The 26,409-nt window shown below is 39.1% G+C and carries 27 protein-coding genes and 1 riboswitch; of the genes, 11 read left to right on the top strand and 16 right to left on the bottom strand.

Annotated elements, in window-relative coordinates:
- Positions 1-3: 3 nt before the first annotated feature.
- The 10 genes from lpxD to rimO all read right to left on the bottom strand — a co-directional run bounded on the left by lpxD (position 4) and on the right by rimO (position 11,073).
- Positions 4-1,074, bottom strand: coding sequence for a UDP-3-O-(3-hydroxymyristoyl)glucosamine N-acyltransferase (gene lpxD, locus AAC851_RS01040; RefSeq protein ID WP_005080875.1), 1,071 nt, complete (start codon positions 1,072-1,074; stop codon positions 4-6).
- A gap of 3 nt (positions 1,075-1,077) precedes the next feature.
- Entirely contained in the window at positions 1,078-1,566 is a 489-nt protein-coding gene (locus tag AAC851_RS01035) for an OmpH family outer membrane protein (protein ID WP_005090640.1), read from the bottom strand.
- A gap of 44 nt (positions 1,567-1,610) precedes the next feature.
- Positions 1,611-4,142 (bottom strand): outer membrane protein assembly factor BamA, encoded by a 2,532-nt coding sequence (gene bamA / locus AAC851_RS01030; RefSeq protein ID WP_335962160.1) that lies wholly within the window; start codon positions 4,140-4,142, stop codon positions 1,611-1,613.
- A 34-nt stretch (positions 4,143-4,176) separates the two neighbouring features.
- Positions 4,177-5,532 (bottom strand): RIP metalloprotease RseP, encoded by a 1,356-nt coding sequence (gene rseP, locus AAC851_RS01025; RefSeq protein WP_075315547.1) that lies wholly within the window; start codon positions 5,530-5,532, stop codon positions 4,177-4,179.
- A gap of 5 nt (positions 5,533-5,537) precedes the next feature.
- The gene (gene ispC, locus AAC851_RS01020; protein WP_340600350.1) at positions 5,538-6,734 is read right to left on the bottom strand and encodes a 1-deoxy-D-xylulose-5-phosphate reductoisomerase; all 1,197 of its coding nucleotides are present in this window, start codon (positions 6,732-6,734) and stop codon (positions 5,538-5,540) included.
- Positions 6,735-7,559, bottom strand: coding sequence for a phosphatidate cytidylyltransferase (locus AAC851_RS01015; RefSeq protein ID WP_004638994.1), 825 nt, complete (start codon positions 7,557-7,559; stop codon positions 6,735-6,737). It lies immediately after the preceding gene.
- 2 nt (positions 7,560-7,561) lie between these two features.
- Positions 7,562-8,311: a polyprenyl diphosphate synthase gene (gene uppS / locus AAC851_RS01010; protein ID WP_004638991.1), complete on the bottom strand. Its 750-nt coding sequence runs from the start codon at positions 8,309-8,311 to the stop codon at positions 7,562-7,564.
- 3 nt (positions 8,312-8,314) lie between these two features.
- A complete protein-coding gene (gene frr / locus AAC851_RS01005; RefSeq protein ID WP_004638989.1) occupies positions 8,315-8,869 on the bottom strand; it encodes a ribosome recycling factor in 555 nt (184 codons plus the stop codon).
- 76 nt (positions 8,870-8,945) lie between these two features.
- Positions 8,946-9,674 carry a UMP kinase gene (pyrH, locus tag AAC851_RS01000; protein WP_004638988.1) on the bottom strand — a complete coding sequence of 243 codons (729 nt, stop codon included), beginning with the start codon at positions 9,672-9,674 and terminating at the stop codon, positions 8,946-8,948.
- Positions 9,675-9,729: 55 nt separating this feature from the next.
- Positions 9,730-11,073, bottom strand: a complete 1,344-nt coding sequence (rimO, locus tag AAC851_RS00995; protein WP_118902385.1) for a 30S ribosomal protein S12 methylthiotransferase RimO — start codon at positions 11,071-11,073, stop codon at positions 9,730-9,732.
- 329 nt (positions 11,074-11,402) lie between these two features.
- Between rimO and glnL the strand changes: the two genes are divergently transcribed.
- From glnL to AAC851_RS00970, 5 genes are all read left to right on the top strand, one after another.
- On the top strand, positions 11,403-12,512 hold the full coding sequence (gene glnL / locus AAC851_RS00990) for a nitrogen regulation protein NR(II) (RefSeq protein WP_340600349.1): 1,110 nt from the start codon (positions 11,403-11,405) through the stop codon (positions 12,510-12,512).
- The gene (gene glnG / locus AAC851_RS00985; RefSeq protein WP_151212063.1) at positions 12,499-13,998 is read left to right on the top strand and encodes a nitrogen regulation protein NR(I); all 1,500 of its coding nucleotides are present in this window, start codon (positions 12,499-12,501) and stop codon (positions 13,996-13,998) included. The genes glnL and glnG overlap by 14 nt, the downstream gene beginning before the upstream one ends.
- A gap of 146 nt (positions 13,999-14,144) precedes the next feature.
- Positions 14,145-14,786, top strand: a complete 642-nt coding sequence (locus tag AAC851_RS00980) for a TetR/AcrR family transcriptional regulator (RefSeq protein WP_005080889.1) — start codon at positions 14,145-14,147, stop codon at positions 14,784-14,786.
- A 112-nt stretch (positions 14,787-14,898) separates the two neighbouring features.
- Positions 14,899-15,819, top strand: a complete 921-nt coding sequence (argF, locus tag AAC851_RS00975) for an ornithine carbamoyltransferase (protein WP_005080892.1) — start codon at positions 14,899-14,901, stop codon at positions 15,817-15,819.
- A 138-nt stretch (positions 15,820-15,957) separates the two neighbouring features.
- Positions 15,958-16,482: a protein tyrosine phosphatase family protein gene (locus tag AAC851_RS00970; RefSeq protein ID WP_151212305.1), complete on the top strand. Its 525-nt coding sequence runs from the start codon at positions 15,958-15,960 to the stop codon at positions 16,480-16,482.
- On the opposite strand, the gene ispF is transcribed toward AAC851_RS00970, so the two are convergent.
- Entirely contained in the window at positions 16,470-16,961 is a 492-nt protein-coding gene (gene ispF, locus AAC851_RS00965) for a 2-C-methyl-D-erythritol 2,4-cyclodiphosphate synthase (protein WP_004638973.1), read from the bottom strand. The genes AAC851_RS00970 and ispF overlap by 13 nt on opposite strands.
- Positions 16,962-17,059: 98 nt before the next feature.
- On the opposite strand from ispF, the gene AAC851_RS00960 reads away from it, so the two are divergent.
- A complete protein-coding gene (locus AAC851_RS00960; RefSeq protein ID WP_160127043.1) occupies positions 17,060-17,707 on the top strand; it encodes an A1S_1983 family putative colistin resistance protein in 648 nt (215 codons plus the stop codon).
- 43 nt (positions 17,708-17,750) lie between these two features.
- On the opposite strand, the gene AAC851_RS00955 is transcribed toward AAC851_RS00960, so the two are convergent.
- From AAC851_RS00955 to AAC851_RS00940, 4 genes are all read right to left on the bottom strand, one after another.
- Positions 17,751-18,995 (bottom strand): D-amino acid dehydrogenase, encoded by a 1,245-nt coding sequence (locus AAC851_RS00955; protein ID WP_125501633.1) that lies wholly within the window; start codon positions 18,993-18,995, stop codon positions 17,751-17,753.
- A 177-nt stretch (positions 18,996-19,172) separates the two neighbouring features.
- Positions 19,173-19,262, bottom strand: a riboswitch (glycine riboswitch).
- A gap of 131 nt (positions 19,263-19,393) precedes the next feature.
- The gene (locus AAC851_RS00950) at positions 19,394-19,885 is read right to left on the bottom strand and encodes a hypothetical protein (RefSeq protein ID WP_100833682.1); all 492 of its coding nucleotides are present in this window, start codon (positions 19,883-19,885) and stop codon (positions 19,394-19,396) included.
- A 114-nt stretch (positions 19,886-19,999) separates the two neighbouring features.
- On the bottom strand, positions 20,000-21,394 hold the full coding sequence (gene fumC / locus AAC851_RS00945) for a class II fumarate hydratase (protein WP_100833683.1): 1,395 nt from the start codon (positions 21,392-21,394) through the stop codon (positions 20,000-20,002).
- A gap of 151 nt (positions 21,395-21,545) precedes the next feature.
- The gene (locus AAC851_RS00940) at positions 21,546-22,553 is read right to left on the bottom strand and encodes an SDR family NAD(P)-dependent oxidoreductase (protein WP_008941473.1); all 1,008 of its coding nucleotides are present in this window, start codon (positions 22,551-22,553) and stop codon (positions 21,546-21,548) included.
- A 63-nt stretch (positions 22,554-22,616) separates the two neighbouring features.
- On the opposite strand from AAC851_RS00940, the gene tusD reads away from it, so the two are divergent.
- Genes tusD through AAC851_RS00920 form a run of 4 tightly spaced genes read left to right on the top strand, consistent with a single transcriptional unit; the run spans position 22,617 to position 24,019 of the window.
- The gene (tusD, locus tag AAC851_RS00935) at positions 22,617-22,985 is read left to right on the top strand and encodes a sulfurtransferase complex subunit TusD (RefSeq protein ID WP_005080906.1); all 369 of its coding nucleotides are present in this window, start codon (positions 22,617-22,619) and stop codon (positions 22,983-22,985) included.
- Between the two features lie 43 nt (positions 22,986-23,028).
- Positions 23,029-23,379, top strand: a complete 351-nt coding sequence (locus AAC851_RS00930; protein WP_150026035.1) for a hypothetical protein — start codon at positions 23,029-23,031, stop codon at positions 23,377-23,379.
- 9 nt (positions 23,380-23,388) lie between these two features.
- Entirely contained in the window at positions 23,389-23,673 is a 285-nt protein-coding gene (locus tag AAC851_RS00925) for a DsrH/TusB family sulfur metabolism protein (RefSeq protein ID WP_004638951.1), read from the top strand.
- A gap of 34 nt (positions 23,674-23,707) precedes the next feature.
- Positions 23,708-24,019: a TusE/DsrC/DsvC family sulfur relay protein gene (locus tag AAC851_RS00920; protein ID WP_004638950.1), complete on the top strand. Its 312-nt coding sequence runs from the start codon at positions 23,708-23,710 to the stop codon at positions 24,017-24,019.
- Between the two features lie 5 nt (positions 24,020-24,024).
- Here the strand turns inward: AAC851_RS00920 and AAC851_RS00915 are convergent, their stop codons facing one another.
- The gene (locus tag AAC851_RS00915; RefSeq protein WP_340600348.1) at positions 24,025-24,888 is read right to left on the bottom strand and encodes a DMT family transporter; all 864 of its coding nucleotides are present in this window, start codon (positions 24,886-24,888) and stop codon (positions 24,025-24,027) included.
- Positions 24,889-25,011: 123 nt separating this feature from the next.
- Between AAC851_RS00915 and AAC851_RS00910 the strand changes: the two genes are divergently transcribed.
- Positions 25,012-26,409 (top strand): aminotransferase-like domain-containing protein, encoded by a 1,398-nt coding sequence (locus AAC851_RS00910; protein ID WP_340600347.1) that lies wholly within the window; start codon positions 25,012-25,014, stop codon positions 26,407-26,409.

Here is a 26,409-nt window from a genome sequence, read left to right as displayed (position 1 = left end):
AAATTATTTACGTAACTTTAAGGTTGATTCAAGGGACTCTAATTGAGCTTGCATATGATCCAGTCTTTTCATTATTTGGGTCAATGGCACATCTGCTAATTGTCTTAAACGTACAATCGTCTTTTTCCAGTGCTTATTTTCAAAAAGTCCCATTCCTGAAGAATAGGTTCCAGCTTCATAAATATTTTTTGTGACCATTGACATTGCTGTAAGTGTCACATTATCTGTGATTTCTAGGTGTCCAACAACCCCACTTGCCCCACCAAGTATGCAGTTTTTGCCAATCTTCGCACTTCCTGCAATACCACAATTTGCTGCTATCGCAGTGTTTTCACCGATCTGTACATTGTGAGCGATTTGCACAAGGTTATCAATAATGACACCGTCTTCTAAAATTGTGTCATCTAAAGCACCACGATCAATGCTGCAATTTGAACCAATACGAACATCATTTCCGATACGAACAGAACCCAACTGGGCAATTCGATGCCATTTTCCTTGGTATGGTGCAAAACCAAAACCTTCAGAGCCAATCACTGTATTTGCATGAATACGAACACGATCACCAAGTTTTGCTTCGCCTGTGATCGTCACATGAGTATCAATGAAACCATCTTTGCCCACTTCAACATGATCATCTAAAAATACATGAGCTTGAATAATCGTGTTAGCACCAACCACACAGTTTTCACCAATTACGGCATAATGACCAATATAGGCGTCATCTGCGATGATAGCTGAAGGATGGATCTGAGCTGTGCTTTCAATTCCACGTTGAGTTATCTTTTTTGCAAAAACATGGGTTAACATTGCGAAAGCTAAATAAGGATTTTCAACAATAATAAAGTTTTTCTTATCTTTCAATTGCGCTTTTAATGTCGGTGTGACGATATAAACGCCAGCAAGACTTGACTCAGCCTGTGCTAAATACTTATCACCATTTACAAAACTTATGTGCTGACTTTGTGCTTGTTCTAAACTTGCTAAGTTAAAAATTTCGAAGTCTTTTTCACCAAAAAACTCACCTTGTACAAGGTGAGCAATTTCTTCTAAACGGTAACTACGTCTATTCATTGATTATTTCATTGCATTGACCTTTTGAATCATTTTATCAGTTAAATCATACTGAGCGTCAGAGGCAATCGTAGAATTTTTATTCAAAATAAAGTCTAAATTGTTCTCTTTACGCAATTGTTCAGCTGCTTGCTTCACACGATTCTCAAAAGTGGTATTCATCGTTTGCAAAGTTGACTGAACTTTAGTCTGCAAGCTTTGTTGTGTCGTATTGAATTCATTCACTTTTGCTTGGTACTGAGCCGAAAGTTTCTGCAAATCCGCTTGATTTGCCGATTGAGCACGTTGCTGTAAAGTCTCGATTTCTTTGCCTAACTGCTCTAACTTCGTCGATGTTGGTTTTACTGACTGACCTAGGCTTGCATTTTGTTGTTTGAGATAAGTGCTGCTTTCTACAACTTTTGCTAAGTCTACCACTGCTATACCCGCAGCATTACTAAAAGCTGATACAGTTAAACCCAAACCGAATACCAGTGCTGTTAATGTTTTCATGAGTCCGTCCTTTATATATTTTACAAATTTAACCGAGGTCGTACTTAGAAAGTACGACCAATTTCAAATTGGATTGATTTAGTATCATCACCCTTCTTATCATTAAGCGGGTAAGCATAGCTCAGTGATAAAGGTCCAATCATGGTAATCCATGTAAAACCAACGCCTACGCTATAACGTAAATTTCCAAAATCTAAACCGTAATTATCTTTACAGTATTGCTTAACATCAGAAATAGCTTGACCGTTCAGGATCATACCTTTCTCACCATAAGCACTGTTTGAAATATCACATTTAGTATCAAATACTTGTGCACCTTCAGCAAATATGACTGGACGTACTTGTCGTGCCCAATCGCCTTTGAATGGTACTGGTAATGCCAATTCAGTACCAAACTGAACAAGTGCATTACCACCCACTTCCTCTGGATCAGGGTCATTTCGGCTTGTTTCTTGGAAAATCACACTTGGGTATCTAGGCCCTAAAGAACTGTTGTCATAACCACGTACTGAACCATAACCACCAGCATAGAAGTTTTTATAGAATGGTAAATCATTACCATAACCTAACTTTCCGTAACCGCGGAGAACAAAGCCGGCACCGAGTGATTTAAATGCTTGAGCATCATAGGTCAGTTTTTGGTAATCCACATCACTACCTGGAAGACCAACTTCAAGACCAACACGATGTGACATACCCGAAGTCGGGAATACCGGGCGATTGAGTGTATTGTACGACCAACCTAAATTAAGCATATAAGTCAGGAACTCACCTTCAAAAGCATTGAAATACTCTCTTTCTTGCCCAGCATTACACTCACCAGTATAATTCCCTTGATCATCCTTAGTTAACTCATCCTCTGGACAATAAGTACTACTACCTGTTGCCTTACCACCATTTGCAAGTAAATAATCACGAATATAAGTCGATACACTTGGACCAGTTCTGACTTTAGTCTGATCAATACCAAGTGAAGCACTTAAACTCTGATTTTCATCAATTGGATAACCAAAACTTAAACTACCACCTATACTATCCGTGACGTAGTTGTTAACGTTATAGTTTTCATTCAGCTTTGTCTTACGGTAATAAACATTGTAACCACGACTTACACCATCAATCGTAAAGTATGGATCAGTCACACTTAAGTTGTAGTAATCTTGTGTCTCTGAACGAGAAAGATCTATCGCAACACGATTACCAGTACCCATAAAGTTGGTTTGACTTAAACCTGCTTGGAAAGTCACACCACCATTTTGTGAATAACCCACAGCAAGTGTAGTTGTACCTGAGTGTTGCTCTTCTACGGCAACATTCAGATCAACTTGGTCTGGCGAGTTCGGAACACGAATAGGTTTTACATCTACTGTTTTAAAGAAACCAGTACGTTCTAAACGAATTTTAGATAGGTCGATTTTTTCGTTACTTGCTAAAGCACCTTCCATCTGACGCATTTCGCGGCGTAAGACTTCGTCAGCAGTTTTATTGTTTCCTGAAAAGTTAACACGACGAACTGTAACTTGCTGCCCAGGATTCACATAGTAATTTAGATTAACAATACCAGTTTCATTGTTAATATCTGGAACGACATTGACTTCAGCGTAGTAATAACCTGCATTACCATATTTACGCAGTAATAATTGCTTAACCGCATTTACACGCTCTTGCGAATAAGTCTCACCATCTTTATAAAGCTTTAAGGCATTCAACTCTTCTGGTTTATAAAGTGCATCACCTAAAAATTTGGTTTCACCAAACTTAAACTGACTGCCTTCATCTACTGAAACTTCAATAAAGATATTCTTTTTATCTTCACTGATATTTAGTTGTGAATTAATAATATTAAAATTGATATAACCCTTGTTGAGATACAGTGCACGTAAAGCCTCTAAGCTTGCTGCCATTTTCTCACGTGCATAGCGGTCATTACGGGTAACAATAGAAGCCCAACCACTTTCTTTTACCGCAAAGGCTTGCTTAATATCACTATCACTAAATACTGTATTGCCGATAATATTGATATCGAAAACTTTTGCTGCAGTACCTTCGTTGAAATTCAACATCAACTCAACACGGTTATTTGGTCGTGCTACGGTTTCAACCGTCACATCAGCATCATAACGCCCTTGTTGGGTATATTGTTGCTCTAGTTCAGTTTCAATAATCTGTAACGCAGATTTTTTGAAAACCTCTCCTTCAGCAATACCCATTTTCTTTAAGCCTTGCTCTAAAGCTTCTTTAGGAATGAGTTTATTGCCTTTAAATTCGAGTTTTGAAATAACTGGTCGCTCGACAACGTTGAAGACCAAAACATCATTTTGCTTATATGCCTTGATATCATCAAACAAACCCGAAGCATATAAGCTACGAATTGCTTCCGCGATCATTGGGTCACTTACACGATCACCACTATTTATTGGTAACATCGAATAGATACTTGCAGGTGTTAAACGCACTAGCCCATCAATTCGTATATCTCGTGCAAGAAACTCATCTGCTGCGTATGCTTGTTGTACCACTGCCATCGCACTAACCAGTGCCAAAGGCATTAATAAATGTGTGTGACGCATGCCCATATATTTTCCAGTAAGTTAAATTCCATTTGCGTTTTTATAAACGCATGAAGTCGTTAAATAAAGCCAAAAGCATCATGCTACCGAGCAGTAACATACCAACTTTTAGACCCAATATCTGTATTTGTTCAGAAACAGGTTTTCCACGGATGATCTCGATAAAGTAATAAACCAGATGACCACCATCAAGCATAGGAATTGGCAACAGGTTTAAAATCCCCAAGCTCACACTCATAAGTGCCATAAAGGAAATAAAAGTTTGCCATCCCATTTCCGCACTTTGTCCAGCCACTTTAGCAATCGTAATTGGACCAGATAAATTATCCAGACCAATCAATCCTCGAATCATTTTAACGATCGAATTAAAAATCATCTGTGAAAGTTGCACTGTTTTATCAAAAGCAACACCTAAAGCCTCTAAAGGTGTGTACTGAATTGTTTGCTTATATTCATTTGGTATCGTGACTTTACCTGCATCACTTTTAACACCCAAAACACCCGTAACGTTACCCATATTGTCACGTTGACCACGAGGGATCATCTGTAAATGAACCAATTCACCTTGACGCATTACATCTATGTTCAGCAATTTTTCTGGAGAGTTTTGTACTACATTAACCACATCAAACCAGTCATTCATTGCGACATTATTAATCGCAACAATTCGATCACCCTCTTTCATGCCTTGACGTATTGCAGCGCCATCAGTAGTCAGCTCTTTTACTATTGCTGGAATCATCGGCCGATAAGGTAAAAACCCCAATGCATCCAAAGGAGACTGACTTTGATCTTTAAGGAAGTTCTGAATCGGCAAATTAAATTGTTTTTCAGAACCCTCACGGTCTACAACGACTGAAACCTGCCCAGACTCACCAATACGGTTAATTAATGCAAAATTTAGTTTTTCCCAAGTTGGTGTTGACTGACCATCAACAGCAACCACCTTGTCACCCACCTGTAAATCAACCTGTGCAGCAACAGTATCCGGCATGATCTTGCCAATGCGTGTGTTCAATTGTTCCTGAGCGGGTAAAAATAAAATCCAGAACAGTAATACAGCAAAAATCAAGTTAACCAGTGGTCCTGCTGCAACAATCGCAATCCTTTTCCAAGGTGATTGTCGATTAAATGCATAAGGAAGATCCTTTTCAGCGACATTTCCCTCACGCTCATCGAGCATTTTGACGTAACCGCCCAAAGGTAATGCAGAAAGCTGATATTGAATACCTGATTTTTTGGATTGCCATTTCAATAACGTAGGACCAAAACCAATGGAATAAACCAAGACTTTGACACCTAATTTACGAGCAACCCAATAATGACCAAATTCATGAATAGCGATAAGTGGACCAAGTAATAAAATCGCTGCAACAATCATAAATAGTGCATTCATACGATTTAGCCCCCTATATCCACAATATACGTCTCTGCAACTTGTCTAGCGATCATATCAGTATGCAAAATGATGTCTATATTTTCTGCTTTAGCGTTTTGTACAACTTGTAAAGTATGTCCAACAACTTCAGGAATCGCTGTAAACTTAATTTTATGCTGCAAAAAAGCCGAAACAGCAATTTCATTCGCAGCATTTAAGATCGTTGGTGCCAAACCGCCTGCACGCATCGCTTGACGAGCTAAATCCAATGCAGGAAACTTAATAATATCAGGTGCTTGAAAATCAAGCTGTGCCGTATCAAATAAATTTAACGCTGGAACATCTGTTGCCAAACGTTTTGGCCAAGCCAATGCATGTGCAATTGGTGTACACATATCAGGATTACCCATTTGTGCCAAAGTCGAACCATCCACATATTGCACCATCGAATGAATAATACTTTGTGGATGGACAACAACTGTAACAAAATGTTCGGATATTGAAAACAAATGACACGCCTCTATCAATTCCAACCCCTTATTCATCAGGGTTGCAGAATCAACAGAAATCTTTTGCCCCATCGACCAATTCGGATGCTTGCACGCTTGTTGAGGAGTGACCTTGGATAATTGTTCCAACGAATGATTGAGAAATGGACCACCTGATGCTGTTAATAGGATACGAGAAACGCCTAACTGAGGTTGTCCCGTTCTTTCAGCATCCAAATAATCATGTGGAAGTGATTGAAAAATTGCATTATGTTCGGAGTCTACGGGCAATAACAATGCATTATGTTGCTTAGCAGCTTGCATCATGATATCACCAGACATCACCAGTGACTCTTTATTCGCAAGTAATACTCGCTTGCCTGACTTAACCGCAGCCAAGGTTGGCAAAAGCCCAGCAGCACCGACGATTGCTGCCATCACAATATCAACTTCTGAATGCTCAGCTATTGCAACAAGACCTGCTTCATCGGTTAATATTTCAATATTGTTTAAATTTTCTTGCTTGAATCTTTGTTGTAATTCCAATGCTTTTTTATTTGGAACCACAACAACTTTCGGATGAAATTGTTTACAAATTTCTAAAAGTTCATCTAAACGACTATAAGCAGAAACTGCAAATACTGAGTATTGATCTGGGTGTTGTTGTAATACTCTTAAAGTACTTTGTCCAATTGAGCCCGTAACACCCAATATACATACAGCTTGAGTCATCTAAAGATCTACACCAATAAGTTTTAAAATATACATTCCAGCTGCAAAAATCGGAGCGGCTGCAAGTAAAGAATCAATACGATCAAGCACACCACCATGACCTGGCAACACGCGTCCAGAATCTTTAATACCTGCACGACGCTTAATCATAGATTCAAATAAGTCACCTAAAACTGACGCAAATACAGTAATGATGGAGAGCATTAAAAATAGGATCAACTGTACAATTGTTAGATTTAGATAGAAATATTGAACAACCAACATAATAATTACAGTTGTTGCAATACCACCATACAAACCTTCTAGTGATTTATTTGGACTGACTGAAGGTGCAAGTTTCTTTTGACCAAACTTACGACCCACAAAATAAGCCCCACTATCTGCTCCCCAAACCAAAAGGAACAAATACATTAACCACCATGGTGAACTATGCCAAACCGCATATAGCGCTGTAACCGCAGCTGAAATTAAGATAAAGCCAATAAGATATAATGACGGATTGTACCAATTATCAGATTCGGGATAATTCCTCACCCAATAAATACTACCTAGCCAAGTAAGAATAGATGCAGCCCAAAGTAACAGTGCAACATCATCATAAAACAATGCAAGTGTCGAAACCAGTGCGACAAAGCCACCATACACCCATGCTTTGGGTTTTGAGGCAGTCGTTTGAACACGAGGCATGAGTTTAAACCACTCATAACCTGCTACCCCCGCAGCTAAAATCATAAGCACAAACATTGGATAATGTGATTGCGTTGCAAACATGCAACTTAAAACAACTGCAACTAACACCAATGCGGTAATAATCCGCTCAAACATTATTAATTCTCTATTTTCGCTTGTTGAATTTGTTCAGAGGTTTTACCAAAACGTCTTTCTCGCCCTGAGAAAACACGAAATGCGTGATCTAACTCCTTTATGGTAAATTCTGGCCATAAAGTATCGGTAAAATACAACTCCGCATAGGCCGCCTGCCACAGCAAGAAGTTAGACAAACGATAATCACCGCCTGTACGAATCAACAAATCGACAGCTGGTAAATCATTTAGACTGACATATTTATCAAATAAATCAACATTTATCTGATCTGTTTGGAGCTTTCCTGCAACCACATCTTCAGCAATAGATTTTGCAGCATGTGCCATATCCCACATACCACCATAACTAATTGCAATAGAAAGTGTCATAGAATCAAACGCAGCTGTTTTCTGCTCCGCTTCTTGCATCAAATCCCGTAATTCTTCAGATAATCTAGATCGATCACCAATAAAACGTAATGCAATATTGAATTTTTCCATACGAGGAAGCTGCTCATAGATTGTTTCTTTGAGCAACTGCATGAGTAAATCAACCTCATATTGTGGTCGATTCCAATTTTCACTTGAAAATGCAAAAACAGTTAAAGCACGTACACCTGATCTTTTACAGTGTTCAACGACAGGATCTAGGACATTTTTACCCTCACGATGCCCATCGCCTTTTTGCATTTGCTTTTTTTTAGCAAAACGATTGTTGCCATCCATAATGATGGCAACATGTTGAGGAGGATGATGTTCTTCTGATGAGGTCATAAATCAGACCTTCATCAATTCTGCTTCTTTCGCTGCAAGACGCTTATCAACCTCGGCAACAAATTTATCCGTAATTTTTTGAATTTCATCTGATGCACGACGATCATCATCTTCAGAAATTTCTTTTTCTTTCAATAATGCTTTGATATCACCCAATACATCACGACGAATATTTCGAATCGCCACTTTTGCATTTTCAGCTTCATTACGTGCAACTTTTTGCATATCGCGACGAGTTTCCTCCGTCAATGCTGCCATTGGTACACGAATAGCGTCAGCCGTAATAGGATTCAATCCTAAACCTGCCTCACGTATCGCTTTATCAATTGCAGAAACCATTGAACGTTCGAATGGTTGCACGAGTAAAGTACGTGAATCCTCAAGCCCAATGTTTGCAACTTGGTTAAGCGGAACATCAGAACCATAGTAAGGAACCATCACACCATTTAAAATTGATGGGTGAGCACGTCCAGTACGAACCTTGGCAAAACCATGTTCTAACGAGTCAAGTGACTTATTCATACGGTCTTCTGCGTCTTTTTTAAGATCGTTAATCATATGATCTTCCTTACTTATTCATGAGATATTACAAAAAAATTATGCGTAGTATAAAGAGCTTTCAGGCTTACGTACATTAGTTCGTAACGTGAGTTCCTTCTTTTTCGCCCATTACGACGGAAAGCAATGCACCAGATTTGTTCATATCAAAGACTTGTAATGGCACATTATGGTCACGACATAAACAAATTGCTGTAAGATCCATTACACCTAGCTTTTCATCAAGCACTTGATCAAAAGTCAGATTGTCATATTTTACAGCGTCATCATATTTACTTGGATCTTTATTATATACACCATCAACTTTGGTTGCTTTTAAGATCAAATTCGCTTCGATCTCAATACCACGCAAGCAAGCCGCGGTATCGGTTGTAAAGAATGGATTGCCTGTGCCTGCAACAAAAACACAAACCTCGCCTTGACTTAAGTGGCGAATCGCATCGCGACTAGAATATGACTCCACCACTGTTCCGATCGACAAAGCTGACATTAAACGGGTTTTAATATTGCGACGAACCAATGCATCTCGCATTGCTAGGCCATTCATAACGGTTGCCAACATTCCCATTTGATCGCCAGTTACACGTCCAACCAAGCCGTCTTTTTGCAATTGGCTACCGCGGTATAAATTACCACCACCAACCACGATACCGACCTGAACACCCAAACCAACTAGGTGCGCAATTGAAAGTGACATTTGATCTAGAACTTGGGCATCGATACCCATATCTTTATTTCCAGCTAAAGCTTCACCCGAAAGCTTTAGCAAAATTCGCGCATAACGTGGATTTTTAGACGTTGACATACTGTTACTCCAAACCGACCAATCTCAAAAATTATTCTTTATATCTCATTCAACATTAAGTAGATTTAATCGCAATTAACTTTGCAAATAAATCATATTCATCCGCATCTGTAATTTCGACCTCAAGCAAATTACCTGCTTGAATTACACTCTTGTCGATATCTTCAACAAAAACATTACCATCAATCTCTGGTGCATCAGCATACGAACGTGCGACTGCAACCGGGAACTCTTCTTCCAAACTATCAACCAACACGATCATTCGTTGACCAATACGCTTTTGTAATTTAGCAGCCGAAATTTGCTGCTGAACTTCCATAAAACGTTCATAGCGTTCTTGTTTTACTTCTTCTGGTACATGATCTGGCAAATCATTTGCTGTCGCACCTTCAACTGGCGAATATGTAAAGCATCCAACACGATCAAGTTGTGCTTCTTTCAACCAATCTAAGAGCATTTGAAAATCTTCTTCTGTTTCGCCAGGGAAACCAACAACAAAAGTAGAACGAATCACCAATTCAGGGCATTTTTCACGCCACAATTTAAGGCGCTCTAATGTATTTTCACTGTGAGCTGGTCGCTTCATCAATTTTAAGATGCGCGGACTGGCGTGCTGAAAAGGGATATCTAAATAAGGTAAAATTTTGCCTTGTGCCATTAAATCAATCGCAGCATCCACATGTGGATAAGGATAAACGTAATGTAAACGTACCCATATACCTAATTGACCAAGTGCCTCACACATATCATAGAATTTGGTTTTGACTGGCTGCCCGTTCCAAAAATCCAACTTGTACTTAGTATCTACACCATACGCAGAAGTATCTTGGGAAATCACCAAAACTTCTTTTACGCCCGCACGCTTAAGCGCTGCTGCTTCATCGAGCACCTGACCTATAGGACGAGAAACCAAGTCACCACGCATACTTGGGATGATGCAGAATGTACAACGGTGGTTACATCCTTCTGAGATTTTCAAGTAAGCATAATGCTTTGGCGTTAAACGCACACCTTGCTCAGGAACTAAATCAATAAATGGATTGTGTTTTGGTGGTGCTGGTACATACTCATGTACAGCTTCCATCACATCTTGATATGCCGCAGCACCTGTTACTTTTAAAACATTTGGGTGCATTTGGCGGATTTTATCTTCGTCCTTACCTAGGCAACCTGTAACGATAACTCGACCATTTTCGCTCATGGCTTCGCCAATCGCATCTAAAGACTCTTGTACTGCAGATTCAATAAAACCACAGGTGTTAATCACAACCAAATCTGCACCATCATAATCTGATGCAACTTGATAACCTTCAGTCTTTAACTGAGTTAAAATTCGTTCAGAATCTACCAATGCCTTAGGACAACCTAAAGATACAAAACCGACTTTGGGGGTCTTCATGAATCTGCGCTCCACTTGAATCGGCGTATTGTATGTCTTTTCTCGCCTTACGCATAGCTACAAAGCCATCTCTTTGTGTAATGCACCAAAATACAACCAAAGTTTTGATAAAAATCCACACATGCACCATTTTGGAACATGATAAAATTATTAAATCATCCTATCTATGTGAAAAATACCGTATAAATGGATGTATTCATCAATAAGCTATTGAAAATTAGCCAATACAAAGTTGGCTTGCATTTTGCATAACGTACATTTAAGAAGTTAATGGCAATCTATTCAAATTGATATTTAATTGCGCCATTTTAAAACAGGACGATTCACAAATGGATCAACATAACACTATCGACTATCGACTACTGGTCGATAACCTAACAACTGCCATTTTATTGGTCGATAGTCAGCTTAATATTTTTTATTTAAATTCAGCATGTGAAGCATTATTTGATATTAGTTTGCTGCGTGCATCGGGTCAGCCTGTTCTTAACTTGTTACATGCACACGACGACACATTCAACACACATGAAGCTTTATTAAATACTTTGGAAAGTGGACAACATTACACTCGTCGTGAAGCTGTAATAAATGTCAACTTCAAATCCATCCATGTCGATTATACAGTTTCACAACTCAATACAGGTAAAAATCAATCTAGTTTACTTTTAATTGAGCTCAACCCGATTGATCGCATGCTGAAAATTTCGAAAGAAGAAAATCTAGTTCAACAGCATCAAGTTGCTCGTCAACTCGTTCGAGGAGTCGCACATGAAATCAAGAATCCATTGGCTGGAATCCGTGGTGCAACTCAGCTACTCGCTCGCAGCTTAAATGATGATAGTTATAGTGAATTTACAGACATTATTATTAGTGAAGTAGATCGGCTGACCAACCTCGCAGATACGATGCTTGGTTCACGCCAACTGCCTAGTTACGAGCATGTCAATGTGCATGAGCCACTTGAGCGAGTACGCTCATTAATTACCAACCAAACTAAAAAGAAAATCAAGATCACTCGTGATTACGATCTTTCATTACCTGACGTGATGGCTGATCGTGACCAACTCATTCAAGTCATGCTCAACATTAGTGTCAATGCAGTACAAGCCATGACTGAAAATAAGGATTTCTTTGTTGATTCTGAACCTGAACTGATTTTAAGAACTCGGATTCAACGACTTGTCACAATTAATGGCGTGTTAAATCGATCAACGATCCGAATCGACATAGAAGACAATGGACCAGGCGTACCAGAAAGTATTCTGGAGTCTGTTTTTTATCCACTGGTCACAGGACGTGCTAAAGGTACGGGACTAGGGCTTAGTATTGCTCAAAACATTATGCATCAACATAACGGAATGATTGAATGTCAATCCGTTGCTGGAAAAACCGTATTTAGCTTATATCTACCTTGGGAGTCAAACCATGTCACGAAATAAAATTTGGGTTATAGATGACGATCGTGCCATGCGTTGGGTACTTGAAAAAACATTCAAAGAAGAAGGTTTTGATGTCACCAACTTTGAAGAAGCACAAACTGCTCTTGAGCGCTTACATGATGATGCACCAGATGTCATTCTGACCGACATCCGCATGCCAGGAATTGACGGTTTAACATTCTTATCTAAGGTTAAGAACTCACACCCTGATTTACCTGTAATTATTATGACAGCACATTCTGATCTTGAATCAGCTGTCTCTAGTTATCAAACAGGTGCTTTTGAGTATTTACCAAAACCTTTTGATATTGATGAGGCACTTGCACTCGTTAATCGTGCAATCTTACATATCAATAAATTGCAGCAACAAGAAGCAACCAAAACAGCTTCACCACTGCAATCGACCGAAATTATTGGTGAATCTCCTGCTATGCAGGAAGTATTTCGTGCCATTGGACGTTTATCGCAATCCCATATTACTGTTCTAATCAATGGTGAATCTGGTACAGGTAAAGAGTTGGTTGCCCATGCATTGCATAAACACTCACCTCGTCGCGCTAAACCTTTTATTGCACTAAACATGGCCGCTATTCCAAAGGACTTGATTGAAACCGAGTTATTTGGTCATGAAAAAGGCGCATTCACAGGGGCTAACACACAACATCAAGGTCGTTTTGAACAAGCGAATGGTGGCACTTTATTCCTCGATGAAATTGGCGATATGCCGTTTGAAACCCAAACACGTTTGCTCCGTGTTCTTGCGGACGGTGAATTCTACCGTGTTGGCGGACACATTCCTGTGAAAGTGGATGTACGAATTGTCGCAGCGACACATCAAGACCTAGAAAAACTTGTAAATGAAGGTCGTTTCCGTGAAGACTTATATCACCGCTTGAATGTCATTCGTATTCATATTCCTAAACTTGCTCATCGAAGCGAAGACATCCCTATGCTTGCACAGCATTTCTTGGCACGTGCAGGTAAAGAACTCGGCGTGAGTCCTAAAATTTTACGTACCGAAACCACGGACTATATGCAGCAGTTGCCATGGCCAGGTAACGTTCGCCAACTCGAAAATACGTGTCGTTGGCTTACAGTAATGATCACAGGTCGTGAAGTTTACCCAGAGGACTTACCTGCTGAACTTAAACAAGTTTCGATCCAAAAATCAGCAAATGATGGAGCAGCCTCAACAGTTCCGAGCAATCCTAATATTGTGGAAAGAATTGCTGTTCATCATTGGGATGAGTTATTGGCACAATGGGCTATCCAAAAACTCAAAAATGGTGAAATGAAAATACTTGATATTGCAACACCGATGTTCGAGCGAACACTGATCACAGCAGCTTTACAGCAAACCCGTGGTCGAAAACGTCATGCCGCTGAGCTTTTAGGTTGGGGACGCAACACCCTGACCCGTAAACTTAAAGAGCTTGGCATGGACTCGACTGAAGATGATGACGATGAAGAAATTCGTTCAGCCTAAGCCTTAGAAGTCATTAAAAAAGCGAGCTCAATATCAGCTCGCTTTTTCTATTTAACAGGAGAAAACAACTTCCTCTAGAACACCATACAACACATATGGTTTTTGCTATAATAATCGCAACCCCACCATCAATAGTACCGAATACAATGGCAGATATTTGTTACCCAAACTGTGAACAGCCTCAAACCCGTCGCGGACAAGAGCGTCGTCTTGCACTATTACTTTGTGCAACCGATCTATTTCTTGAAAAGGGTTATGATGATGTTTCTTTGGATGACATCGTAAGTCATGCTGGAGGATCAAAAGCCTCTATTTATAAATACTTTGGTAATAAAGAAGGACTTTTTACTGCGATTTGTGATTATCGAAGAGAGGTTTTTTTTAATGGTGTATGTTTACCTTACTCTCCAGATTGTGTCAGTTTGAATCATTATTTAACTCAAACGCTTCAACGCTTTTACCACCACATTATCAAACCAGAAAATATTGCATTTATGCGCATGTTTACAGAGCAAACCCAGAAAGATGCGCAACTGGCAAATTATTTCTATGATAAATGTGCGGTGAATGTTCAAAATACAATTGCATGTGCACTACATCAATCCCATCTCAAAAATGAAATCATCTGTACACAACCACATTACTCAGCAACAATGTATTTCGGTATTTTACGTGATGTCGAATGGCGCATTTTAATGGGCTTAAAGATCCCAGAAAATGATCTAGAAATCTTTGATTATATTCAATATTCAGTAGATTTGTTTTTAAAAGCTCATCAAAAGGTCTAATTCTTTTGCATTTTCGAATACCTGTAGTATAGTATTCAATTCTTTTTTATTCACCACCCGTCAAACAACAATTAATTATTGTTTTTACTCAATAATTATTGTGGGAGTAGCTATGGCGCTTCGGCATTTTCTAACTTTACGTGACCTATCTTCTTTAGAACTGCAACGCATTTTAGATCGCGCACAAGAACTTAAACGCATGCAGCATAGCAATACGTTGTATCAACCATTTGCTGGTAAAGTTTTGGGAATGATTTTTGAGAAGTCGAGTACACGTACACGTATTTCTTTTGAAGCAGGTATTTGCCAGTTCGGTGGCAGTGCAATCTTCCTTTCCCCACGCGATACACAACTTGGTCGTGGTGAACCAATCGAAGATTCTGCTCGTGTTATCTCAAGCATGCTTGACATCGTCATGATTCGCACATTTGGTCATGATATTGTTGAACGCTTTGCATCCTATTCGAAAGTACCAGTGATCAATGGGCTCACTGACGACCATCACCCTTGCCAGCTCCTTGCAGACCTGCAAACGTTTCAAGAGCATCGTGGCAGTATCGAAGGCAAAACTGTCGCTTGGATTGGTGATGGCAACAATATGTGTAACTCATATGTTGAAGCTGCACATATGATGGGCTTTAAACTCAAAATCGCCTCTCCTGAAGGCTATGAGCCAAAACCAGAATTCCTAGCTGAGTTTGCAGATTGTGTGGAAGTCTTTAACAAAGCAGAAGATGCTGCTGTAAATGCCGACCTGATTGTCACCGACGTATGGGCAAGCATGGGACAGGAAGAAGAACAAAAGCTTCGTGAAAAAGCATTTGCAGATTTCCAAGTCAATGAACAATTGATGGATCTCGCTCATCCTGATTGTTTATTTATGCATTGTTTGCCAGCACATCGTGGTGAAGAGATTTCTGAAAACATGTTAGACCACAAAAATGCGGTCGTTTGGGATGAAGCAGAAAACCGCTTACATGCACAGAAAGCATTGATGGAATTTTTACTCAATGAGAATATGAAAAAAGATTAAGCTTGTATTCGCTTACTTTGATCCTATAAACAGCATCCTCGTGGTGCTGTTTTTATTTATACGCTTAAATTGAACACTCCAACAAAAACACTTATAGTAGTTTATCGACACGATTAAATGCTTGCGATAGCGTACATGATGACTTCATTAGAACAAACACTCACACAAATTCCTAGTTTTTCCTCAGTGCATGAACACCTCTTTACTTCAGCCCAACCTTCTACTGAAGAGTTGCAACTAATTAAAGAGTATGGATGCAGCACTGTCATCAATCTCGCAACAAGTAAATCTGAAAATCATTTAGTTAAACAAGATCAAATTTGTTTAGACCTAGGTCTTAACTATATTCACATTCCTATTGATTGGGATGTACCTTGCTCAGAACAATGCCTACTTGTTTTAGATTTAATCGATCATCTTGTTCAGAATGAAGTGGTTTGGCTGCATTGTGCCAAGAATATGCGTGTGAGTAGCTTGATGTATCTCTATCGTCAATTTTATATGAATATTGATCTACCGACCGCGCAAGCGCTGTTACATGAAATCTGGGAACCTAATGAAACATGGACGGGTCTCATTCACAGTATTGCTCTACAACTCCAAGGTCGTAAAGCAACACAAGAACTCCAACAATCCATGATCAATGCAGATCATTTTGCTTGATGTGAAAGTAGTACAACTGCACTCGCCAAAATACCTTCCTGACGGCCAGTAAAACCTAGTTTTTCAGTGGTCGTCGCTTTAATACTAATCTGCGTAATATCCACATCTAATACATCAGCAATACTTTGACGCATTTCTAAATTATGTGGTGCTAGTTTTGGTCGTTCACATGCAACGGTAATATCTGCGTTATTTAAATGATAACCACGATCTAAGATCAATTGATAAACATGCTTTAGTAGAATACGACTATCTGCACCTTTATATTCGGGATCTGTGTCTGGAAAATGCTGACCGATATCCCCTAAGGCAAGTGCCCCTAACAAAGCATCACACAACGCATGTAGGATTACATCACCATCAGAATGTGCCTTTAAACCATGTGTATGCGGTATTTTAATGCCTGCCAAAGTAACATACTGCCCGTCGTCAAAAGCATGTACATCGATGCCTTGTCCAATTCGAATCTGAGCAACCATATGATTTTCCTTTTAGAATATACTGAACTAATCTTGAATTCAGGCTTTCTATTTCGCTATAGTACAGTGAGCAAATTAGACTGAAAGTATAAGTGATTATGCTGTTGAACACTGTAAGAAATCAATTAAAGAAAACGGGCTGTATCATCACATTGAGTTGTTTATGCTCAACATTTGCGTTTGCTAAAGCAATCGATTGTTCAAATCAGCGTGCCGACTTTCAGAATGTATGTTCTAAGCAATACGAAGAACAACGATTTAAGCTGAATGATAAATTTTTAACAGCTTATTTAGTAACGGATGCACCTGTGCAACTTTTGCACGCAACCCAAGAAATGTGGTTACGTCAGCTACAACAGTGCAAATCTAAAACGTGTTACTTACAACAGTTTGATGCTCGCATGGATGACTTGAACTTTTACACATCAATCAACCAAACACTTACACAACATTATCTAAAATATGAACACGGCGCTCTAGCTAAGCAACCTGTGCACATCCAAATCCACCAACTCGATAAAGACCGCCTTAAAATCGAGGGAACTGCCTATCGCAGCCCAAACAATCGATTAGAATCGCAAACGATGTCTCTACTGGCGTATAGTACATCTGATCAAAAAAACCAGATTATCGACAATGAGAAAAAATGTCAGTATCAGTTTGACTTTCAACGTGCCCTATTAGTGGTCAGATCAGAACAAAAAGGTTGCGAACGCTTTACAGGTATTTATCGTTTGTATGACTAAACAAACCAAAAGCCGATGTTTAAACATCGGCTTTTTTTGAATTTTAGTTTGGAAACTTCCGTGAAATCTCTTCACTAATCAATACTGCTGTAGCAGCAGATAACGTCCATCCTAAATGACCATGCCCAGTATTATAGAATACGCGTGGCTGCTTTCCTTGTTTCACAACAGGCAACATATTCGGCATCATTGGACGCAAACCAGCCCAAGGCACAACATGTTCCGTCGAGATATCGAAGTTTTGATTTACCCAATTGATTAAAGGCTGAATCCGATCTGCACGAATATCACGATTATAGCCATTAAACTCAGCTGTCCCTGCAACGCGGAATCGATCTGCGCCTAATCGCGAGGTGACGATTTTAGCACTCTCATCCAACAAACTTACCCAAGGGGCATTTTTGACACTTTGCTCATCTTTAAGTTGAACCGTGATCGAATAACCTTTCACAGGATAGACATTGACACTATCACCTAGTAGATCCGCCAATTGATAACTTCCTACGCCACCACACACCAAGACGAGATCAGCTTCAATTTCAGTATGGACATCCGATTCTGGATGCATATTCTCAGAACTGTTTCTACATTGAATAAGGACTTTGTCTTGCAAACATTTGACATCCACAACATCCAAACCAAAGCGATATTTAACTCCATATTCTTGTGTTTTTTCTGCCAAACCCACTGAATACTTGTGAATATCTCCCGTTGCATCTCCAGCTGTGTAATATCCACCATAATAATCACCTGTCAAATTCGGCTCAATTGCCTTCATTTCCTCAGGTGTAATCGCATTCCGTTCCAGCTTTCCTTCAACCAATACATCGTTGACCTTTTTCGCGATTTCAAAATCTTCTTTGGTATGGTACATGTGCAAAATGCCACGTTTTTCCAAATCAAAAGAAATATTCTCTTTTTCTGCAATTTCAAATAAACGCTGCCTTGCCAATAAAGCTAGGCGTACGGTTTCAATGGTATTGGCTTTATAATCTTTGATATGAGTTAAAAACTCAATTAACCAACGATATTTGTGCAGACTGAATGATGGATTGAGCAATAATGGTGCATCTTTCTTGCTCATCCATTTGATACCCTTGAGCACCGTTGCCTTTTGATTCCAAACTTCAGCATTACACGCAGATAATTGCCCACCATTGGCGAAAGAGGTTTCCATTGCTGGAAATAGATGACGATCAATGACAGTGACTTGATAACCTAGCTTAATTAGTTCATAAGCAGACGTTACACCTGTAATCCCCGCACCAATGACAACAACATGTGGCATAGCAAACTCCTAGAAATGCAGAACATTCCTTAATGCATAGCCCCATCTGTCATGGTACCTGAGAGTTTCGGCAGATGATTACCAATTAATCATTAAGCCTTCCCCTTCGGTGAGTGTATATCGTAGATCAGATTTTATAAATTTCTACAAATTGAGCACTGCTCTCCAGATTGTATGTCTATTATTACAGCCCTTCTGCCTGAGAGTTTCCGGGGTCGTTGCTCCTTCGGCGAGTTCATTGAAGAACTTCTCTCCCGCAATAATATTTATATCCCTTCTAAGCAATATATATGCCGTTTGAAAAAAAATCTATAAGAAAATCTTGTAAAAGTTTGTAGGTCAAATAGTGACTTCTAAATCAAACACAAAAAAGCAGACCAATGGTCTGCTTTTAAAAGTTAAAACTTCACTTGCAAAATTTGTTCAGAAAATTGTCCTTTCCAAAGCTCACGCAAAGTCGGCAGATAGAATTTTTCGCCAATCATCACCAACTCAGCATCTATCAGCGCATGAATCTCATGCATAAGAATATAATCTAAAGCAATCATAGATAGCTGCGGCTGTGTTTGGGCGATATTTTTACGTCGAGCTTGTGCTTTTTTTACCAGTTCATTGGCAAAATTCTTATCTTTGTAGGTTGTGATTGCACTTAAACGCAACTCAATAATTCCCCAACCTTCTAGTAACTTTTTAAATACCTCAAAATCTTTAGATGTTGCTTCCCAAGTTACATTTTCTAGATTATTGTCATCAGGCAAGACGGGTAACAATAAATCAGCTGTGCTTGGAAAAATTTTCTTTAAATTCAATAAAAACTTAACAGGATTTTCATGTGATAGACCAGAATATTGAATATGGGTTTGGGTATCTGTTAAGTAAATATTAAGCATAATAAAACATTGGTCTAGTCAATCAAAACGATATTGTACGCAGTTCACTTTATAAAAACCACTGATAAAAATAGCCTTTCCTCATGAGAAAAGGCTACTTTGTACTACAGGATACTATTTACTATTTGGTGAAACCATATTCTCTGGCTTCACCACTTCATCAAATTGTGCTTCAGTGACTAGACCAAGTTCAACAGCGACCTGTTTTAAGGTTTTGTTTTCTTTATAAGCCGTTTTCGCAACTTTAGCTGAATTCTCATAACCAATTACAGGATTTAACGCGGTAACTAACATCAAAGAGTTATGAAGGAAATAATCTATTTTTTCTCGATTCGGTTCAATACCCACAGCACAGTGATCATTGAAACTATTACAAGCGTCACCAAGTAGCTGAATAGATTGCAGCAAATTATACGCAATTACGGGCATAAACACATTTAACTCAAAGTTACCTGATGCTCCCGCCACGTTAATGGTAGTGTCATTACCAAGTACCTGAGCCACCACCATTGTCATTGCTTCACTTTGGGTTGGGTTTACTTTTCCAGGCATGATACTTGAACCAGGTTCATTCTCTGGAATACGAATCTCACCAAATCCGCAGCGTGGACCACTCGCTAGCCAGCGAATATCATTGGCGATCTTATTTAAACTTGCAGCTAATGTTTTCAAGGCGCCCGAAGCAAATACTGCAGCATCACGTCCAGCCAAAGCTTCAAACTTATTTGGTGCAGTCACAAATGGCAAGCCAGTTAATTCAGCTAATTGCGCTGCTGCTTTGACTGCATAATCTGGATGTGCGTTCAAGCCAGTGCCTACAGCTGTACCGCCTAGAGGAAGTTCATATAAACCAGCAAGTGCTTGATGCAAACGCTTTAAGCCATGCTCTAATTGAGAAACATAGCCGCTAAACTCTTGCCCTAAAGTTAAAGGTGTCGCATCTTGCAAGTGAGTCCGGCCAATCTTGACTATGTCATTAAATTCTTCAGATTTACGTTGTAGAGTATGTTTTAATTGCTCGACAGCAGGAATTAATAACTCATTGATTTGCAGACTTGCTGCCACATGAATCGCTGTTGGGAATGAGTCATTGGTTGATTGGGCACGATTGACATGATCATTTGGATGTACTGGCTTCTGCGCACCAAGTGCTTGACCTAATTTTTGGTTCGCAATATTGGCAATCACTTCATTACAGTTCATGTTACTTTGCGTACCTGAACCTGTTTGCCATACAACCAATGGGAATTGAGCATCCCATTGACCAGCGATCACTTCTTCAGCTGCATCAACAATATATTGGCTTAAATCTTCTGGGAGTTGTTTTAATTCTGCATTGGTGATAGCTGCGGCTTTTTTTACTAACCCCATGGCTCGAATCATCGCGCGTGGTAAACGCTCCTGACCTATTTTGAAGTTCTGTAAACTTCGTTGCGTTTGCGCACCCCACAAGGCTTCATTGGGAACTTCAATTTCACCCATCGTATCGTGTTCAATTCGCATTTGCATAAAACAACCTCTGCTCTATTTGGTTAAAGTTCTCACGGGCTGAAGCAAATAGATGCTTTGGCTAGCGAAATCAGAATCAATCCATGACGGATATTTGATTAGCTTGACCATTATCGTAGAACAATCAAAATATGTAAATAAGAATCATTATCTAGTTTCCTTTTAGCGTATTGAGATAAAAACGCCACTCATCCTCTAACATTTGGGTCAAAGACCGCTTTGGTTCCCAATTGAGGACCTGCTTCGCCTTTTCAATATTTGCACCTAATCTTGCTAGCTCTTGATGTTGATAAACCGCAGGCTGAACACGTATCTCAGCTTGTGTAACTTTCGCAATTTCATCTAATAAGGTTTGGATCGAAGTCAATTGTTTATGTGCAAGGTTAAATGCTTCTAAGCAGCTATTTTGTGTTTCTAACCAATTCATCGTCATCATTACAGCTTCACAAACATCTAATACATGCAAGAAACTGCGCTCGACAGTTCCATCATCGGTTTCTGCTTGATTCTGTAGATCGATACATTCTCTTTGCATCGCTGCAACTTGTAATGCTAAAGGGACAATATTTTTAGGTAATTGAACGACATACTCACCGAGTACTCCATGTTCAAATGCACCTACAATATTGGATAAACGTAGGTTTACGATTTTCCATTCATGGTCAACTTTATAAGTATCCGCAATAATATCTTCTACGATTTGCTGAGAACGGATATAAGGGTTCGGATAACTGTAATTAAACGCAGTCTCCTCCGAAAGCAATGCATCAGACTGTCCATAAACTGCAATACTGGACAAGTTCACGAGTTGTCGAACACCCATACGCTGCATCGCTCTGAGTAAACTCATAATACAACTTACATTATCATTGTAATATTCAAGCGGTTTTAAGGTAGATTCTTCAAGTGATTTAAAGCTAGCAGTATGTATGACGGTGTCGATGGAATATTGTTCAAACACTTTATTGAGCGCTGGTGTATTTCTGACATCTAATTTTGCAAATGGGATATACATCCCTGAAATATATTCAAGTCGTTCCAAGGTTTGTAACGTTGAATTCGCTAAATTATCGACAATAACAATCTCTTTTCCATGAGCCAGCAAACTCAAAGCAATATGTGAACCGATAAAGCCTAAACCACCTGTCACCAAAATCATTGTATAATTACCTTCTTTTTTAATTATGTCCGCATCATTCGCCTACATGACCGTGAATATTCAATGAGTACATTACTGCTAATTACCTCCGCACCAACTTCTGTCATGGCTTGGCATGCATTTGGTCTGGCACAAGCATTACACAATATGCGTGAAGAATTTCGTGTCTTCTTTTACCAAGATGGAGTTCAAGTTGCGAATGATTTACAGTGGTTTCCTGATGATCAGCGCAACCTAAAACAAGAATGGCAAAAGCTTGGCATTCGACTCCCTGTCTGTGTCAGTGCTGCCCTTGCCCGGGGTATCACCGATGCGAGCAATGCACAACGCCATTCTCTCCAACACCATAACTTAGCCCATGGCTTTGAGCTAGTCGGTCTTGGCGAACTTGCTGATGCAGTGCAAGATTGTTCTCGCTTAATTCAATTTTAGTTTAAGTTATTTAATAGAGTGTTGCTTTTAAAAGGTATATTGTGTGAAATCTGTACTCGTCATCCTAACGCAGCCCAATTTAACCAGTTTGCAAATCAACGAAAGTTTATCTGCAACTATGGTTTTAGCAACCTTTGGGATTTCTGTCAAAGTATTATTAAAAGATGCTGCACTCAGCTTACTCAATGATCAGCTTACTTTTGATTCTATTCAGCATGCCTTTAAAATTGCCTCAAATATGGTGGAAAGTTTCGAGTTTTATGATTTAACCCCCTTGTTCATCGAAACAAAAAATCAACAACTCGAGATTGTTCAGAACTCAGAACAAGAGATTGAGTTTATTGAACTCAATCCCGAGCTCATCCAATCATTTGATCACGTACTGTATTGGTAAGGAGCCATAATGAAAGAAGCTACACTTTTTTTGATTCAAGCCCCTTATCTTCATATTGAAAAAATATGCAAAGACTTAACACAAATGGCTCAGGCAAATGATCATATCGTTATGATGAGTGATGCTGTATTGGGTATCAATCACATGATCATTGAGACGTACCCTAATATATATTGTTTAGAAAGTGACTCTGCTTTATTGAGTGATGACTTAAAAACACATGTAAAGTGCATTGATTACGCTCAATTTGCTCAGCTTGTATTACAGTTTAATCGCTGTATTAGCTTGAAATAACATCTTTCAATTTGAAATACACTTAGGCTATTTTATGCAATTAGATTTAGATCAAGACGGTCATTTAGTTGATTACACGATTTGGAATCATGATGTAGCGCAAGTATTAGCGCAGTCTCTAGATTTAGAATTAACTGAATGGCATTTCGAAGTACTTCAAGCGGTTCGTCAGTTCTATCAACAGTTCGGACATTCACCTGCAACTCGACCACTGATCAAGTTTTTAATGAAAACTGTCAGTCCAGAAATTAATAATGCTGTTTTACAACAAAGATTCAATACAGGTTTAGTCGCTCGTCATCTAAGCCGTTTGGCTGGCGTTCCTAAACCTGCAAATTGTTTATAATTTTCTTAAGCAAATTTTTTAGCACAAGCAACACAGGCAATCACAGCAACCGTAACTGCAAACATCGTTATACTGACATGTTCATGTAATAAAACAGCTGCGATTGCCAATCCGAATAGCGGTTGCAATAACTGTAACTGCCCCACTGCAGCAATCCCTCCTTGAGCTAAGCCTTTATACCAAAAGAAAAAACCAATCAACATACTAAATATTGAGACATAAATTAGACCTAACTTTGCTGACCATGAAATATCAGCAAAACTGTTTGGCATATATAACCATGAGATCCATAGCATTACAGGTAGAGTTAAAAGAAGTGCCCAACAGATTACTTGCCAGCCACCTAAATGCTTTGAAAGCCTTCCCCCTTCAGCATAGCCAAAGCCACAAAGTAAAATCGCTAGCAACATGTAAAAGTCACCATAATGAAATAGCCAACTCTTGGTTTGAACTAACATATAGCCAAAGACTAAAACGGCCCCCAAAATTGCAAAAAACCAAAATTTTTGGCTCGGTTTTTCTCCCCCCCTAACCACACCAAAAATAGCGGTTGCTAATGGCAATAACCCAATGAAAACAATGCTATGTGCTGCACTCACATATTGCAAAGCGAGTGCTGTAAAAAGTGGAAAGCCGACAACGACACCGATCGCAACATAAAACAATGGTAGCCAATCTACTCGTTTTGGTAACTGCTGCTGCAACAACACCAATAACAGCATTGCAAAAAGACCAGCAATAACAGCCCTTGCAGCAGTTAAGAAAGTAGGACTAAATTCAAGTACAGCAACACGTGTGGCCGGCAAAGAGCCAGCAAAAATCATGACCCCAACCAGTCCATTTACCCATCCATTATTGAAATATTTCATTTAAACTCTCCACATCTATATGAAGAATTTAAACTGTGTTATGGTAGATACACCATACACAATCCAGTACAATTCCAAATAACTGTACTGTATATATTAACAATACAGTTTAAGTTGATCACAATGAAAACCACGAAAATAGATTTTGTTATACAACATATCCATGAACTAATTAAAACTCGTTCAATCTCAGCGGGCTCACGTCTACCTTCTGTCAGAGCTCTGGCCAAGCAACTCAATTTATCTGTCTCTACGATCGTAGAAGCCTATGAGCGCCTTGCATCACAAGGTTTAATCGAGTCTAAGACAGGTTCAGGTTTTTTTGTATCTGGACCAATTCCGCCTCTATCTATCTCTCAAATTCATCCCAAAATTAATCGGAACATAGATCCTTTATGGATTTCAAGACAGTCTTTAGAAGCCAAGCACGATATGCTTAAGCCCGGCTGTGGGTGGTTACCTGATGACTGGATGCCACATGAAAACATCCGTAAAGCAATTCGTAAAATTTCTAAAGTTGAATCAAAAATTTTAACTGATTATTCATCCCCACTTGGTTCCCCTGCCTTACGTGAACTATTAGCGCGTAAAATTCTAGGTAAAGGAATCGAAGCAACACCTAACCAAATCTTATTAACAGACTCGGGTACACAAGCCATTGATTTAATTTGTCGATATTTTTTAAAGCCAAATGATGTCGTTCTGGTAGATGATCCTTGTTATTTTAATTTTCATGCGTTACTCAAGGTTCACCAAATTCGAATTATTGGCATTCCTTATACACCTACGGGTCCAGATTTAAATGCTTTTTCACAAGCAATCACACAACATAATCCACGGTTATATATAACCAATTCTGGTATTCATAACCCTACAGGCGCAAGACTAACAGCATCTACAGCCTATCAATTATTGAAATTGGTGGAACAATCCAACCTGATTGTAATCGAAGATGATATTTTTGCAGATTTAGAATTAGATCCAGCACCTAGGCTAGCAGCACTAGATGGCCTTTCAAAGGTGATTCACATTGGTAGTTTTTCTAAAACGTTGTCAGGTTCTGTACGTACGGGCTATATCGCAACAAAAGCTCAATGGATAGAAGATCTCACAGATATAAAAATTGCGACTGGTTTTGGTGGTAGCCATCTATCCGCTGAAATCTTATACGCTGCTTTAACCGACGGAACTTACCGGAAACATTTAGATGAATTAAAAATACGTTTAGCAAAATCAATGGACTTTACGATTAAACAATTAGAAAAATTGAAGATTAGACCTTGGATAAAGCCTCAAGCAGGTATTTTCTTATGGTGTGAATTAGCTAAGAATTTAGATACTGCACGTATCGCCCAAACGTGTCTCGAAAATAATGTCATTTTAGCGCCGGGAAATGCGTTTAGCCAAAGTCAAAATTATAAAAACTTTATCCGCTTTAATGTTGCTCAATGTTCCGAGCAAAAAGTTTTTGAAGTTCTATCTCACGCGATTCAACAGGAAATAGAACTACAAAAAAACTAA

The organism is Acinetobacter sp. HZNU-JH01 (genome assembly GCF_037996845.1).
Classification (GTDB): domain Bacteria; phylum Pseudomonadota; class Gammaproteobacteria; order Pseudomonadales; family Moraxellaceae; genus Acinetobacter; species Acinetobacter haemolyticus.
This window is presented reverse-complemented; position numbering and strand designations above follow the sequence as displayed.

Coding starts and splice junctions, on each gene's coding strand:
- lpxD (WP_005080875.1), bottom strand. CDS start 1,074: ATGAATAGACGTAGTTACCGTTTAGAAGAAATTGCTCACCTTGTACAA.
- AAC851_RS01035 (WP_005090640.1), bottom strand. CDS start 1,566: ATGAAAACATTAACAGCACTGGTATTCGGTTTGGGTTTAACTGTATCA.
- bamA (WP_335962160.1), bottom strand. CDS start 4,142: ATGGGCATGCGTCACACACATTTATTAATGCCTTTGGCACTGGTTAGT.
- rseP (WP_075315547.1), bottom strand. CDS start 5,532: ATGAATGCACTATTTATGATTGTTGCAGCGATTTTATTACTTGGTCCA.
- ispC (WP_340600350.1), bottom strand. CDS start 6,734: ATGACTCAAGCTGTATGTATATTGGGTGTTACGGGCTCAATTGGACAA.
- AAC851_RS01015 (WP_004638994.1), bottom strand. CDS start 7,559: ATGTTTGAGCGGATTATTACCGCATTGGTGTTAGTTGCAGTTGTTTTA.
- uppS (WP_004638991.1), bottom strand. CDS start 8,311: ATGACCTCATCAGAAGAACATCATCCTCCTCAACATGTTGCCATCATT.
- frr (WP_004638989.1), bottom strand. CDS start 8,869: ATGATTAACGATCTTAAAAAAGACGCAGAAGACCGTATGAATAAGTCA.
- pyrH (WP_004638988.1), bottom strand. CDS start 9,674: ATGTCAACGTCTAAAAATCCACGTTATGCGCGAATTTTGCTAAAGCTT.
- rimO (WP_118902385.1), bottom strand. CDS start 11,073: ATGAAGACCCCCAAAGTCGGTTTTGTATCTTTAGGTTGTCCTAAGGCA.
- glnL (WP_340600349.1), top strand. CDS start 11,403: ATGGATCAACATAACACTATCGACTATCGACTACTGGTCGATAACCTA.
- glnG (WP_151212063.1), top strand. CDS start 12,499: ATGTCACGAAATAAAATTTGGGTTATAGATGACGATCGTGCCATGCGT.
- AAC851_RS00980 (WP_005080889.1), top strand. CDS start 14,145: ATGGCAGATATTTGTTACCCAAACTGTGAACAGCCTCAAACCCGTCGC.
- argF (WP_005080892.1), top strand. CDS start 14,899: ATGGCGCTTCGGCATTTTCTAACTTTACGTGACCTATCTTCTTTAGAA.
- AAC851_RS00970 (WP_151212305.1), top strand. CDS start 15,958: ATGACTTCATTAGAACAAACACTCACACAAATTCCTAGTTTTTCCTCA.
- ispF (WP_004638973.1), bottom strand. CDS start 16,961: ATGGTTGCTCAGATTCGAATTGGACAAGGCATCGATGTACATGCTTTT.
- AAC851_RS00960 (WP_160127043.1), top strand. CDS start 17,060: ATGCTGTTGAACACTGTAAGAAATCAATTAAAGAAAACGGGCTGTATC.
- AAC851_RS00955 (WP_125501633.1), bottom strand. CDS start 18,995: ATGCCACATGTTGTTGTCATTGGTGCGGGGATTACAGGTGTAACGTCT.
- AAC851_RS00950 (WP_100833682.1), bottom strand. CDS start 19,885: ATGCTTAATATTTACTTAACAGATACCCAAACCCATATTCAATATTCT.
- fumC (WP_100833683.1), bottom strand. CDS start 21,394: ATGCAAATGCGAATTGAACACGATACGATGGGTGAAATTGAAGTTCCC.
- AAC851_RS00940 (WP_008941473.1), bottom strand. CDS start 22,553: ATGATTTTGGTGACAGGTGGTTTAGGCTTTATCGGTTCACATATTGCT.
- tusD (WP_005080906.1), top strand. CDS start 22,617: ATGAGTACATTACTGCTAATTACCTCCGCACCAACTTCTGTCATGGCT.
- AAC851_RS00925 (WP_004638951.1), top strand. CDS start 23,389: ATGAAAGAAGCTACACTTTTTTTGATTCAAGCCCCTTATCTTCATATT.
- AAC851_RS00920 (WP_004638950.1), top strand. CDS start 23,708: ATGCAATTAGATTTAGATCAAGACGGTCATTTAGTTGATTACACGATT.
- AAC851_RS00915 (WP_340600348.1), bottom strand. CDS start 24,888: ATGAAATATTTCAATAATGGATGGGTAAATGGACTGGTTGGGGTCATG.
- AAC851_RS00910 (WP_340600347.1), top strand. CDS start 25,012: ATGAAAACCACGAAAATAGATTTTGTTATACAACATATCCATGAACTA.